Here is a 13,708-nt window from a genome sequence, read left to right on the forward strand (position 1 = left end):
GCTTAACGCAAGGTTGCACCGCTATAGCAACTGGGTTCGCGTGGGCAAACTGCTCCGCGCGAGCAAATTAACCGTGCCGGGTTGTCTATACCGCGCTCCACCCAGCTGATATTGAGGATTTTGGCCACACTCATTAAATCTTTTTTGACCGATGGCGGAATATTGGCTGAACCACCACTGCCGACACAGGCCTGTTTTAAATCGGTTGCCAGCGACAGTGCATCCTTGCCTTGTGCCTCAATGGCTGGGTTAAGGTCAATACCGGCGCAAAGCACGTGTTTGTTGCCGGCCATATCTTCCACCTTAATCGATTCGCAGGAATAAATACGTGGCTCGTCGCCGACATTTAAAATCGAAATCTGTGAAGAAGTTCCTTGCAGCGGTGCATTGATCATGCGAAATACTGCCCAGTGTTGACAGGGATCTTCCACCATACGCATATTGCCCCAGGGCAGCGGAATGCCGTTACCGCGGTAAACGGCCTTGAGTTTACCCGGAGCGTAGGCATCAAAGTAGTGCCAGTGCGGATAGGGTGATACTGCAGTCATACGCCGCATGGCTACTGATTCCGAAACACCAGACAACTTGCCGGTGCTAATTTCATAGCCGTGTCGGTCCAGCATTTGCCGAAACGGGACTTTGGGACACAGCAACGCGCCTGCAAAGAAACTGCACTCAAAATCGCGCCAGGCTTGTAAAATATCTTGTGCCTCTACTACCGAAGATGAATTGAGTTGATTGCCGTCCGGCAAGGGCACGACCTCATTACGTCCGGCCACCATGACATTTTTTAAGCCGTCTTTGTCGTGCAATACGCAATGGCCGATATGCACCGCCAAATCGTACTTGAGTCGCTGCGGCTGGGATTTCATCAGCTGGTTAATATAAATCTGGTTAGGCGGCTCAAAAAAGGAGGTGACCACACTGTTGGTATCCATTCCCATCCCATCCGTCACTGTCGCGGGTGCCTTGTTAAACCATTTTATGCTTAGCCCCATATGCCTGGTGATATCCAGCAAGTCATCCACGCTCAAGGGCAAGCGTTTTTGGCCTACTTCTTCTGCCGAACGTTCCAGATCAGGAAAATGATTTTGATGATGTTCCTGGTGGGCCCGGATCAACAAATGGGCGAACTGGCGACCGGTGATCCCGGCCTGAGAAAGCATTTCCGGAATGGCGATCTGCAGGATCTCGTTGGAAAACAGAAAGTTTGGTTCCAACGCCATACCACTGATGCCACCGCGACTCCCCTTGTTTGGTGTAATTGCCGCTTCTTCGGGTACATCATCCAGAAACCAGTTGAGATCTTTCTGGAACACCTCGGCAATAATCTCCAGCACTTCTTCGCTGGGTACCCGTTTACCCCGTTCAATCATGGATAGGTAAGACACTGACGGTGCCATATCGGCATTTACCTTGATGCAACGAGCCGACAGATCTTCCATGGTTAAACGATTGCGTTTACGCAAGTTGCGGATTTTGGTGCCAAGAAAATGGGCTTTGCGGATCAGACTCTTGTTTGGCTTCATTTTGTAAAATTTACACTGTGTAATTTCTATTGTGAAATTTTAGTTTAATTTTAACTAGACTACAAATTAAGCAATATTGATGTGCTTGCAATCGTGATATAGACAAACAAAAGGGGAACGCAATGAATATGCCTCAGCAAAAAAACTGCTTAATCAATCAGGAGTTTTACACTTTTATCAATGAGGATGTATTGCCCCTGCATAACCTGCCACAGGCCAAGTTTTGGGATGATTTTATCCAGCTGATCGACGACCTGGCACCGGTTAATCGCCAGTTACTGTTAACCCGCGAGGGGCTGCAGCAACAAATTGACGACTGGCATCTAAAGCATCAGGGACAAGCTTTTGATGCCGATAAGTATCAGGCCTTCTTGCACGAGATTGGTTACATCGTTGAACAGGGGCCGGACTTCAGCATTGAAACACAAAATGTTGATGACGAAATTACCACTATTGCTGGCCCGCAGTTGGTGGTGCCAGCCAAGAATGCCCGTTTTGCGCTCAACGCTGCCAATGCCCGCTGGGGCAGTTTATACGACGCCCTGTATGGATCGGATGTAATCCCCAAATCCAATGGGCTAAAACCCTGCAAAACCCACAATGCCGCCCGTGGTCAGCATGTTATTGCCTATGCAAAGGATTTTCTCGATCAGGCCTTTCCACTGGTTAACGGGTCTCATCATGATGTCACCAGCTATGTGGTGTATTTTCAGCATCTGATGGCATTTTTCCCCGACGGCAGCAAGAGTGGCCTGAAACAACCTTGCCAGTTTGTGGCGTTGAGTGGTCATAAAAGTGAGCCGGAAACCATCCTGTTAAAAAACAACGGCTTGCATGTTGAAATCCAGTTTGATCGTAACGGTTTTAATGGTGCCAGAGATATCGCCAACATTGACGATATTCTGCTTGAAGCGGCGGTCAGTACCATTATTGACTGTGAAGATTCGGTCGCGGCGGTGGATGCCGAAGACAAGATTGAGGTGTATCGCAACTGGTTAGGGTTGATGCAAGGCGACTTACAGGCCAGTTTTGACAAAGACGGTAAAACCTGTGTGCGGCGGTTGAACCGCGACAAGCTCTTTACCGCACCGGATGGTGAAGATTATCTGTTGCATGGTCGTTCATTATTGCTGGTGCGAAATGTCGGGCATTTGATGGAATCGGATCTGATTCAGCAGCAATCCGGTGAATTTGCCCCGGAAGGGATTATTGATGCTGTGGTGACGTCGTTAATCGGTGCATTGGATTTGCATAAAGAGCAGGGGATACGCAACAGCCGGACCGGCAGTATTTATATTGTGAAGCCCAAAATGCATGGCCCCGACGAGGTGATGTTCAGTTGTCAGTTGTTTAACCGGGTCGAAACCATGCTGGGGTTGGCACCCAATACGATCAAAATCGGCATTATGGATGAAGAGCGCCGTACCTCGGTTAACCTGAAAGAATGTATCCGCATGGCTAAACAGCGACTGGTGTTTATCAATACCGGTTTTCTGGACAGAACCGGAGATGAAATTCATACCAGTATGCAGGCCGGGGCTTTCTTGCCCAAAGCCAGTATTAAATCCGAGCCCTGGATACAGGCGTACGAGAATCGCAATGTGGATATTGGCTTGCAATGCGGTTTAGCAGGCAAAGCACAAATCGGTAAGGGGATGTGGGCGATGCCGGATGAAATGCAACAGATGATGGCGCAGAAAATAGCCCATCCTCGTGCCGGTGCGACTACCGCATGGGTGCCTTCACCCACAGCGGCGATATTGCATGCCATGCATTATCATCAAGTGAATGTTGCCGGTGTACAAAAACAACTGGCACAGCGCGCCGAATCGCCTTTGGCTGACTTGCTGAAAATAGCGCTGATACCCGAGCAGATGACTTTATCGGCTAACGAAATTGAGCAGGAACTGGAAAACAATATTCAGGGACTGTTGGGTTATGTGGTGCGCTGGATCGATGCTGGTGTGGGATGCTCCAAAGTACCGGATATTAATAATATCGGTTTAATGGAAGATAGAGCCACATTGCGTATTTCCAGCCAGCATATTGCCAACTGGTTACGCCACGGTATTTGTACCGAGCAGCAGGTGCTGAATATTATGCACTGCATGGCGCAAGTGGTGGATCAGCAAAACAGTGGTGTTGTTGGCTACCGACCTATGATGTCAGATATCGACAATAACTTGGCATTTCAGGCCGCCAAAGCATTGATATTTGAAGGTGTACAGCAACCTTCCGGGTATACCGAACCCCTGTTGCATAAATATCGCTGTTTGGCTAAACAGGCTTAGTGTTTTCACTCATCCCGTTCACCCTTCGACTGCTGCACGCTCAGGGCGAACGGGATATTTAAGCTGTACTCTTCGTTCATCCTGAGCGTGAGGCACTGACAGTCGAAACTGGGCTTTCTGGCTCGCAGCTCGCCACTATATTATCGCTGTTTGGTGAAGCAGGCTTAGTGTTTACTCATCCCGTTCACCCTTCGACTGCTGCGCGCTCAGGGCGAACGGGATATTTAAGCTGTACTCTTCGTTCATCCTGAGAGTGAGGCACTGACAGTCGAAACTGGGCTTTCTGGCTCGCAGCTCGCCACTATATTATCGCTGTTTGGCTAAACAGGCTTAGTGTTTTCACTCATCCCGTTCCCCCTTCGACTGCTGCGCGCTCAGGGCGAACGGGATATTTAAGCTGTACTCTTCGTTCATCCTGAGCGTGAGGCACTGACAGTCGAAACTGTGCTTTCTGGCTCGCAGCTCGCCACTATATTATCGCTGTTTGGTGAAGCAGGCTTAGTGTTTTCACTCATCCCGTTCACCCTTCGACTGCTACGCGCTCAGGGCGAACGGGATATTTAAGCTGTATTCTCCGTTCATCCTGAGCGTGAGGCACGAACAGTCGAAGGATGGATCCTGTGCTTTCTGGCTCGTTGCTCGTCGCTATTTTATCGCTGTTTGGTGAAGCAGGCTTAGTGTTTTCACTGATCCCGTTCACCCTTCGACTGCTGCGCGCTCAGGGCGAACGGGATATTTAAGCTGTACTCTTCGTTCATCCTGAGCGTGAGGCACGAACAGTCGAAACTGGGCTTTCTGGCTCGCAGCTCGTCGCTATTGTTTAGCTTTCTCAATCCATTCCAGTGTCAGTTCTTCCAGCAAATCCAGCGGCAGGCTGCCATTTTTGAGGATTTGATCATGAAAGGCGCGTACATCAAACTTTTCACCTAGTTCAGCTTCGGCTTGATTGCGTAGCTGGCGGATTTTCAATTCACCGATTTTGTAAGACAACGCCTGAGCCGGCCAGGTAATATAGCGATCAATCTGGTTGGTGACTTCGGGCATAGTGAGTGCGGTGTTATCTGCCAGATAGTCAATGGCCTGTTGTCTGCTCCAGCCTTTGGCATGCATACCGGTATCCACCACTAATCGACAGGCGCGCCAGGCTTCATAGGTTAGGCGGCCAAAATCACTGTAGGGATCCTGATAAAAGCCCATTTCCTTGCCCAGACTTTCCGCATACAACGCCCAACCTTCGCTGAATGCAGAGTGAGATAATGATTTACGAAATTCCTGAATGGCCATTTCTTTGGCCAGTGCACCTTGCAAGTGATGCCCGGGGATCGATTCGTGATAGGTCAGTGCTTCAAGGTTATATAACGGGGAAGCTTTTAAATTGCGGGTGCCGACAAAATAGGTACCGGACGTGGTGCCACTGCCATCGGAGCCTACATAAAAGGCGCCATCATTAGGGCTGGATTTGATATCAAAGGTATTGCGCGGCAATTTGCCAAACCATTTAGGTAGTTGGCCGGCCATTTTGCGGCTGATATAGCTGGCTTTTTCTAACAGGTCCCGGGCTGAGGTGCTGTAAAACTGCGGATCGGTACGTAAAAACTGTACAAATTGTTTGAAATCACCGTTAAAACCTACCTTCTGGATAATCTGTTCCATTTGTTGACGAATACGTTTTACTTCGTCCAGTCCCAATTGATGGATTTCATCGGCCGACATCGAGGTAGTGGTGTAGTAATTAATCAAATATTGATAATAATCCTTGCCGTCTTCCAGTTGGCTGATGCCAACGTTTTTGCGGCAATGGGGCATATATTGCTGAGTGAAAAAGTCATATAAATGCTGGTATTCGGGGATCACCGTTTCACTAATTAACTGCCGACCTTTGGTCTGATAGGCAGCTTTGTCGGCAGCAGAGAAACGCGCAGGCATATTGGCAAATGGCGCATAGAATTCGCTGGTTGCTACGTCATCTACAATATAGTGGCTGATGGTTTTGTCATAGTCGGCAAAGGCACCACAGTAGTGGGTATAACCTTTGACAATAGCGGCTTTCAAATTGACGATATGTTGCTGGTTGTAACGCGGGAAATCGGCCAGGCTAATCAGATAATTGTCGTAATCAGCCTTGGTTAAAAACGACATATTATTCGGCGCACCGCCAAAATAGGTGTGATACCCGGCGTAAATATTCATTGGGAACATGTAGTCAAATTGCTGATAACTTTTGGCTTCGGTCTGGCGCTCATAACGAAACAGGCGATAACTGAGCTGATCCTGTTCAGAAAGTTCATCCAGATTGATGTTGGCCAGTTTATCCAGCATGATTTGATTAAACTTGGCGCGACGCTCCCTTCCTTTGGCCGATACATCCGGCAGTTTGCCATTCATGCGGAATGCATCGGGATCTTTACGGAAAAAAATCTGTTCCTGATTGGCGTTGGCCCAGTGTTCATCCAGCAACTGGTGGAAAGTATTGGTGCTGTCTTCGGCTTGTGCCGAGCTGACCAATACTAAGGTTAAAGTCACCGCTTGTAGTGCAGTTTTAAACGTCATGGAATGCGTCCTCCTGTTTTTAGTCGGCGATATTGGCACAATCGGCGAGGATAACAAAGCAGGCAAACAAACAGGAAATTAACAGAGTGTAAGCCAGCATAGACGCTCTTGCATTTCGATTTATTGTCATGGATAGTCAGCCACTGCATAGAAATGCGATAATAGTGACTTTATCAGTTTGGTCGTAAGACCCTCGCAGTATGAGGTGGTTTATATGGTTGTAGTACGTTGGTTATTAGGTCGGCTTATTTTATTTTTTGACTGGTTATTCACACCTAAAAGCGTTAAACGCAGTGAAGCCGAACAGGCCAGAATCGATAGACAAACCAGACAATTGTCATTGTATCAATTCAAGGCTTGTCCTTTTTGCGTCAAAGTACGCCGCGCCATGAAACGTTACGGCTTAAATATTGAAACCTGCGACGCCAAAGGCCATATCAGCTACCGAAATGAATTACTGACCGAAGGCGGCAAACTTAAAGTGCCTTGCCTGCGCATAGAAGAAGGTGAATCCATCCGCTGGATGTATGAATCATCGGACATTATTCAGTATCTTGAACAGCGTTTTGCCAAATAACGGGTTAGCAGAATTACGACTTTGTTATTCCTATTGATGACATAAGGTGCCAATTAATCGTGATACATTCCACGTATTAATTGACGTTATGTAAGGAAAAAACATGTCCAAGTTTGACAATGTTACCCTGATCCGGGATATCAATGTGTACTTTGATGGAGGGGTGACCAGCCGCACTGTGGTATTTACTGACGGTTCGACCAAAACGCTGGGAGTGATGAATCCCGGAGAATACGAATTCGGTACCGCCAAGAAGGAACTGATGGAAATTCAGTCCGGTGATCTGGATGTCATGTTGCCCGGCCACACTGAATGGCAAAATGTTAAAGGAGGACAAGAATTTCGCGTCTCGGCAAATGCCAAATTTCAGGTCAAGGTTAATCAGCTAACCGACTACTGTTGTTCCTATCTGGATTAATCTAGCTGTTGCTGGTGGCTTGGTGCCATCAGCATTTTATCGCTGTTATTGGTGATTTTAACCTGTTGCCATTCATCCCTGTTGTAAAGCGTGCAATACTCCTTCGGTTAACTTTACTGACCTGAGAATTTGTGTGTTCTCGGCAAAATATGTAATTTCCGTATTCCCGATAATAAGAGGAAGGCAATTGATGAGTATGCCACGTCCGGTGCTGGGTTTGCTGTTAGTTTTATCTATGGCAGGCTGTAGCTCTACAATAAATACCCACTCCAATTCTATGACTAACGAGATGTCTGCAACACCCAACAAACTGACCCTTGAAAATCTGTACAAAAATAAAACCTACGCGACTAAAAAACTGGGTTCTGTGCGCTGGATGCAGGACGGTGTTTCCTACACGGCGGTAGAAAAGTCTGCCGATATAGAAGACGCGCAGGATATTGTGCGTTACCAGGCCGGTAACGACCAACGACAGATTCTGGTTAGCGCCAAAACCTTGATACCTGAAGGTCAGGACAAGCCATTGGAAATTGATGATTACCAGTGGAATAGCGACCAAAGCCAGTTGATGTTGTACACCAATAGCCAAAAAGTGTGGCGCAGTAAAAGCCGCGGTGACTACTGGCTGCTGGATATTAACAGTGGCAAGCTAACGCAATTGGGCGAAGGCAAGCAAAAAGCCGAAGAGGCAACCATGATGTTTGCCAAGTTCTCGCCTGATGACAAATCGGTCGCTTATGTACGCGATAACAATATCTATGTGCAATCACTGACCGATTATTCCATCCAGCAACTGACCCAGGATGGTAAAGGTCATATCATTAACGGTATTTTTGACTGGGTATACGAAGAAGAATTCTCCATTGCTGACGGTTTCCGCTGGAGTCCGGATAGCCAGCGTATTGCTTACTGGCAACTGGATACCAGTGCGGTAAAAGATTTCACCATGATCAACAATACCGATGCACTGTACCCCACCTTAACGGTATTTCCCTATCCCAAAGCCGGAGAAAAAAACGCTACAGTACGTATTGGTATTGCCGCACTGGCAAGTGGTAAAACCCAATGGGCCAAGATCCCGGCCGATACCGATGATTTTTATATTCCGCGTATGAACTGGTCGGGTAACAGCGACGAGATCCTGGTGCAGAAGGTCAATCGTTTGCAAAACCACAATGATCATTATCTGGTCGATGTCAAAACCGGTAAGGCACGCAATATTTTTGTCGATGCCGACAAGGCCTTTATCGAACGTTACTACGATGTGAAATGGCTGAACGACGGCAAGCAGTTCCTGAAAATCAGCGAACGTGACGGCTGGCGACATGTGTATCTGGTGAGTCGTGATGGCAAGCAGATCAAGGATATTACACCGGGCGATTTCGATATTACCGAAATTGTCCACGTAGATGAAAAACAGGGCGACATTTATTTCACATCGGGTAAAGACAATGTGATCGAACAATATCTGTATCGCGCTAATTTAGACGGTAGCGGTGACATTGAGCGAGTCACGCCTGAAAAATACAAAGGCAGTAATGGCTACCAGATTTCACCGGACGGTAAATTGGCAGTGCAAACCTATTCCAGTTTCCGTACTCCGACCCAGTACCACATCATCAGCCTGCCGGAGCATAAAAATATCCGCACTTTGATAGATAATCATCAAGTGACCGAAGCGTTATCCGGTATTGCCATGAGTGATATGGAATTCTTCCGGGTGCCCAGTTATGACGGCACCATGCTGGATGGCATGATCATGCGTCCGGCCGATTTTGATCCGAGCAAAAAATATCCCATCCTGTTTTATGTGTACGGGGAGCCTGCCGGACAAACGGTTAAAAACAGCTGGGGACGCAGTGGCCCACTGTGGTTTGAGTACCTGACTGAACAAGGATTTATTGTCGCCTCAATTGATAATCGGGGTACCCGTTCTCCACGTGGCCGTGAATGGCGCAAACAGATTTACCGTCATATCGGTACGCTGGCAGCCAAAGATCAGGCAACAGCACTGGATGAAATGGCCAAACGCTGGAGTTATATCGATACGTCGCGCGTGGGAATTTGGGGGCACTCAGGTGGTGGTTCCATGACCCTGAATATGTTGTTCCGTTATCCGGAAAAATACAAGGTAGGTATTGCCGGTGCGCCGGTGCCGGATATCCGCCTGTACGATACCATCTATCAGGAACGTTATATGGGCTTGCCGGATACTTTTACCACCGAAACCGGTCGTGAGGCCTATGATCAGGCGTCACCTATTACCTTCGCCGAAAATCTGCAAGGCAAGTTGTTGCTGATCCACGGTACCGGTGATGACAATGTGCACTATCAGGGCTCTGAGCGCCTGATTAACAAGCTGGTGGAATACAATAAACAGTTCGAGTTTATGAGTTACCCGAATCGTTCGCATTCCTTGCGTGAAGGTAAGGGCACCAGTTTGCACCAGATGACCATGATGGCAAATTTCTTTAAAACCAATTTGCTTGAGAGCGGACATTAATTATACCTAAGACTCCGTTCGCCCTGAGCGCTGACCTACAACGAGAAGCAAATCTTGTAGGTCGCGGCTTTAGCCCGACAATGACTAATTTATAGGACCTGTCGAATTCCAGTCTCCCCGGTAGTCTTCGTCATTCCGGTTGTGTTTTGAGCCGGAACGGGGCCCAGATTGTTTGTGTGGATTCCTGCCTTCGCAGGAATGACGGAACTGCTTTCGCGAACAGGGTTTTGCGGCATTCTTTTGAACGGCATAAGCGCCGACCTACAACGAGAAGCAAAGCTTGTAGGTCGCGGCTTTAGCCCGACAATGACTAATTTATAGTATCTGTTGAATTCCTGTCACCCCGGTAGTCTTCGTCATTCCGGTTGTGTTTTGAGCCGGAACGGGGCCCAGATTGTTCAAAGTGTTCCTTCGTTCTGCAAGTGTGTCATCTTGAATGGCTAAGAAAAAACGCCGTTCATGGTGAGCGCGAAGCAGTCGAACCATAAACACCTCATCCTTCGCGCTCAGGACGAACGGGATAACAGTCGAAATTACACCTATGTTTTTATACCCTCAGCATGTAAAAATATAGTTTTTACAGATTATTAAACCGATCAATCTTATGATTGTCTTATCTGTTTTGCGCCATTGGAGTCACCTCAAGTATGCGTAAGTCCACCAAAGCCTTGTTATTTTCTGCGCTGTTGTGCCCTGGTTCCGGGCATTTTGTATTAAAAAAAACGCTGGCGGGGAGTTTACTGGTATTCACCACGTTGTTGGCCGGTTGGCAGCTATTCATTTCTACCTGGGACAGGGCGCAGCTGATTGCCGACCAAATTCTGGCCGGCGAAATTGCACCGAACATTGATGCGATTACCGTCGCTCTGGCTCAGCAGGCCGAAGATCCGATGATGGGTTATATGGGTACCCTGATGCTCGTTTGTTGGGTGATTGGTATTGTCGATGTATACCGGATCGGGCGACAACAGAAGCCTGTTTCAACTTCAACAAAATAATTATTGACAACTTTTTGCCCTGCTGGCAATTTAGTCCTCCCTTTTGAATGTTCGGAGAGCAGACCAATGAACAATGTACGCTTAAAAAACAAAGCCGATGCGGTTGTTGGGTTTCCGATCATTTCTCTTCAGTGTTGTTAATCTAGCTAGAAATTTTCGGAAACACTCCTTCCAGTAACCGTTGATAAGTCGCGGTATTTTTACGCACGGGTAATAAGGTTACCCCATTTGTATTGATTTAAATCTGCAGGTCACGATTTGGCTATCGTGAGCTGTGATATGGAATTTCTGATGACAGCACAAAAAAATAATAAACCTTCTATATATCAATTGTTTAAACAAGCCTTATCGGGAAATATTGAACAGGATTTTACCCAAGGCTCAATCGGCACCGCAGCATTTTTGCTGTCGGTGCCGATGGTACTGGAAATGGCAATGGAATCGGTGTTTGCCATTACCGACATATTCTTTGTTTCGGGACTCGGTGCCACCGCCGTTGCGGTAGTGGGGTTAACCGAAGCGGTGATCACCTTGCTATATGCTGTGGCCATTGGTTTTAGCATGGGCGTTACCGCCACAGTGGCAAGACGCATTGGCGAGAAAAACCTGGAAGCAGCCAATATTGTGGCAGGCCAAACCTTGTGGATTGGTTTGGTTGTCGCCTTGATTGTCGGGGTGTTAGGTGTGAATTACGCTGGCGATATCCTGCAACTGATGGGCGTCGAGGATGATGTATTGGCCACCGGTAAAAGCTATACCTCTATTATGCTCGGTGGCTCGGTCACCATACTGTACCTGTTTTTAATCAATGCGTTATTTCGTGGCGCAGGCGACGCAACAGTCGCGATGCGTTCACTGTGGTTAGCTAACGGTATTAACATTGTGCTCGATCCGCTGCTGATTTACGGAGTTGGGCCTTTTCCGGAAATGGGCGTGACCGGCGCAGCAGTGGCAACCAATATTGGGCGCGGCATAGGCGTGTTGTACCAGTTGTATCATTTACGCGGCCATGTCAGTCGATTGGCGTTGCGGTTACATCACCTGAAATTTGTGCCTCAGGTGGCGTTGGGGATTGCCAAAGTTTCACTGGGCGGTATGTTGCAGTTTATTATCGCTACTGCCAGTTGGGTGGCGCTGGTGCGCATTGTTTCTGCTTATGGCAGCGCTGCGGTTGCCGGTTATACCATTGCGGTACGGGTGATTATGTTTACCATTTTACCTTCCTGGGGAATGAGTAACGCTGTGGCGACTTTGGTAGGGCAAAACCTGGGGGCCAAACAACCGGAGCGAGCCGAGCAGTCGGTGTGGAAAGTCGCCCGTTACAATCTGTATTTTATGCTGTTTGTGGCGGTGATCTTTATCTGCTTTGCCGAGCAAATTATCGGGATATTTACCACCGTGCCTGCAGTGATGGAATACGGTGTCGCTTGCTTGCGTTATATCAGTTACGGCTATGGTTTTTACGGTATTGGTATGATTGTGGTGCAGGCCTTTAATGGTGCAGGAGATACCATGACACCGACCAAAATCAACTTTTTGTGTTATTGGTTGTTCCAGATCCCGCTGGCCTACTGGTTAGCCCATTCCATGCAGCAAGGGCCTGATGGCGTGTTTATGGCGATTACCCTGGCGGAATCCCTGATTGCCATTGTGGGTGTGGTGGTATTCAGGCGCGGTCAGTGGAAATTACAATCAGTGTGATTGGCTCGACAATGTAATAACCGGCTCTTTATGAGCCGGTTTTTACCCTTTGTTCCTGGCTAAGTTTTTGTAGTTGTTCGTTAGCATGTTGCAGGCGCACCTCCATATCCCTGCGGGCTTCAACCATTTCATTTGCCACGGCGGCGAGCGATTTGAATTCGGCAAAGCCCAGTTTCTTTTCATCCATACGTTGATATTCCCGCTTGCAACGATAAAAGAAGATGACGAAATCGGAAAATGCCCTTTGAAAAGTAATAAAGCTGCGGATCAGCAAAATGATAAGTGCCAGCGAGGTGAGTCCGGCGATCAGCAAACCATTACGTTTAACCTGTTGCTCGCGCTCGGCAATCATCGGTGCCAGTTTCTGATCGACAATCGCTAATTGCTCTTCTACCAGATGGGCTTGCTGGCGAAAATCACCCTGCATGCCATCATTATGATCCAGACCCACTTGCTGGTAAGCCTCAACCAGTTGCATAAAACTGTTCTGGTAATTGTTCAACAACGCTTTCAAGCGTGATTGATTCGCCCCCGAATAATGAGCAATCGCCTGCTCAAGCTGATGGTACATTGCCTGCTCTTTATCAACGTATTCCATTCGCCGGCGTAACATAAAGTCTTTTTCATGGCGGCGGATCTGCAGCAACATCACCTGGAACCGATTCAGGTTGTTGGCATCGAACATCTCTTCCAGTTCATGGATGGCATCGCGAAACTGTTTTTGAAAGCCGCTATTTTCATTTAAACCAATTTGCAGATGGATACCAACCAGCTTAAGAAACTGATCCCGGTAGACGGGAAAACCGGTTTGGATATCGTTAAAAATGGCCTGTGTCGGAAAAAATATCGCCGCATCGTCACTGAGTTGGCGCATGTTCAGTTCGAACTGTTCAGCACGTTGCTGAAACTGTTCGACATATTGTTTATCGTGTCGCAGTAAAAAGTCCTTCTCATGGCGGCGTAATTGCAACAAGTCGGCATTCAGGTGTAACAGTAACTTGTTTTGCTGATTCAGCTTAATCAGTTGGTTGGTATAGTGAATTTGGCTGATAACCAGCACCAGCATGCCTATAACACAAACAGATATAATCAGTACCAGTCGGTATTTGATCGAATTAAACTGCATTGCCTACCTCTCGGA

At 47.7% G+C, this 13,708-nt stretch carries 9 protein-coding genes; 6 read left to right on the top strand and 3 right to left on the bottom strand.

Features of this window, described 5'->3' with window-relative positions:
• Positions 1-2 precede the first annotated feature (2 nt).
• A complete protein-coding gene (locus tag V1467_RS02590) occupies positions 3-1,529 on the bottom strand; it encodes a DUF3612 domain-containing protein (RefSeq protein ID WP_416307243.1) in 1,527 nt (508 codons plus the stop codon).
• 122 nt (positions 1,530-1,651) lie between these two features.
• Between V1467_RS02590 and V1467_RS02595 the strand changes: the two genes are divergently transcribed.
• Complete coding sequence (locus V1467_RS02595; RefSeq protein ID WP_416307244.1) at positions 1,652-3,820, top strand: malate synthase G; 2,169 nt, start codon at positions 1,652-1,654, stop codon at positions 3,818-3,820.
• Positions 3,821-4,633: 813 nt separating this feature from the next.
• Here V1467_RS02595 and V1467_RS02600 read toward each other — a convergent pair.
• On the bottom strand, positions 4,634-6,370 hold the full coding sequence (locus tag V1467_RS02600) for a DUF885 domain-containing protein (protein WP_416307245.1): 1,737 nt from the start codon (positions 6,368-6,370) through the stop codon (positions 4,634-4,636).
• Positions 6,371-6,584: 214 nt separating this feature from the next.
• On the opposite strand from V1467_RS02600, the gene V1467_RS02605 reads away from it, so the two are divergent.
• From V1467_RS02605 to V1467_RS02625, 5 genes are all read left to right on the top strand, one after another.
• Positions 6,585-6,947: a glutaredoxin family protein gene (locus V1467_RS02605; RefSeq protein ID WP_416307246.1), complete on the top strand. Its 363-nt coding sequence runs from the start codon at positions 6,585-6,587 to the stop codon at positions 6,945-6,947.
• Between the two features lie 103 nt (positions 6,948-7,050).
• Positions 7,051-7,365, top strand: a complete 315-nt coding sequence (locus tag V1467_RS02610; RefSeq protein ID WP_416307247.1) for a pyrimidine/purine nucleoside phosphorylase — start codon at positions 7,051-7,053, stop codon at positions 7,363-7,365.
• Positions 7,366-7,555: 190 nt separating this feature from the next.
• Positions 7,556-9,868 carry a S9 family peptidase gene (locus V1467_RS02615; RefSeq protein ID WP_416307248.1) on the top strand — a complete coding sequence of 771 codons (2,313 nt, stop codon included), beginning with the start codon at positions 7,556-7,558 and terminating at the stop codon, positions 9,866-9,868.
• 647 nt (positions 9,869-10,515) lie between these two features.
• Positions 10,516-10,866, top strand: coding sequence for a hypothetical protein (locus V1467_RS02620; RefSeq protein WP_416307249.1), 351 nt, complete (start codon positions 10,516-10,518; stop codon positions 10,864-10,866).
• 291 nt (positions 10,867-11,157) lie between these two features.
• Entirely contained in the window at positions 11,158-12,567 is a 1,410-nt protein-coding gene (locus V1467_RS02625; RefSeq protein ID WP_416307250.1) for an MATE family efflux transporter, read from the top strand.
• Between the two features lie 28 nt (positions 12,568-12,595).
• On the opposite strand, the gene V1467_RS02630 is transcribed toward V1467_RS02625, so the two are convergent.
• Positions 12,596-13,693 carry a hypothetical protein gene (locus V1467_RS02630; protein ID WP_416307251.1) on the bottom strand — a complete coding sequence of 366 codons (1,098 nt, stop codon included), beginning with the start codon at positions 13,691-13,693 and terminating at the stop codon, positions 12,596-12,598.
• Between the last annotated feature and the right edge of the window lie 15 nt (positions 13,694-13,708).

The sequence above is a fragment of the Neptunicella plasticusilytica genome, from assembly GCF_047922965.1.
GTDB lineage: Bacteria > Pseudomonadota > Gammaproteobacteria > Enterobacterales > Alteromonadaceae > Neptunicella > Neptunicella plasticusilytica.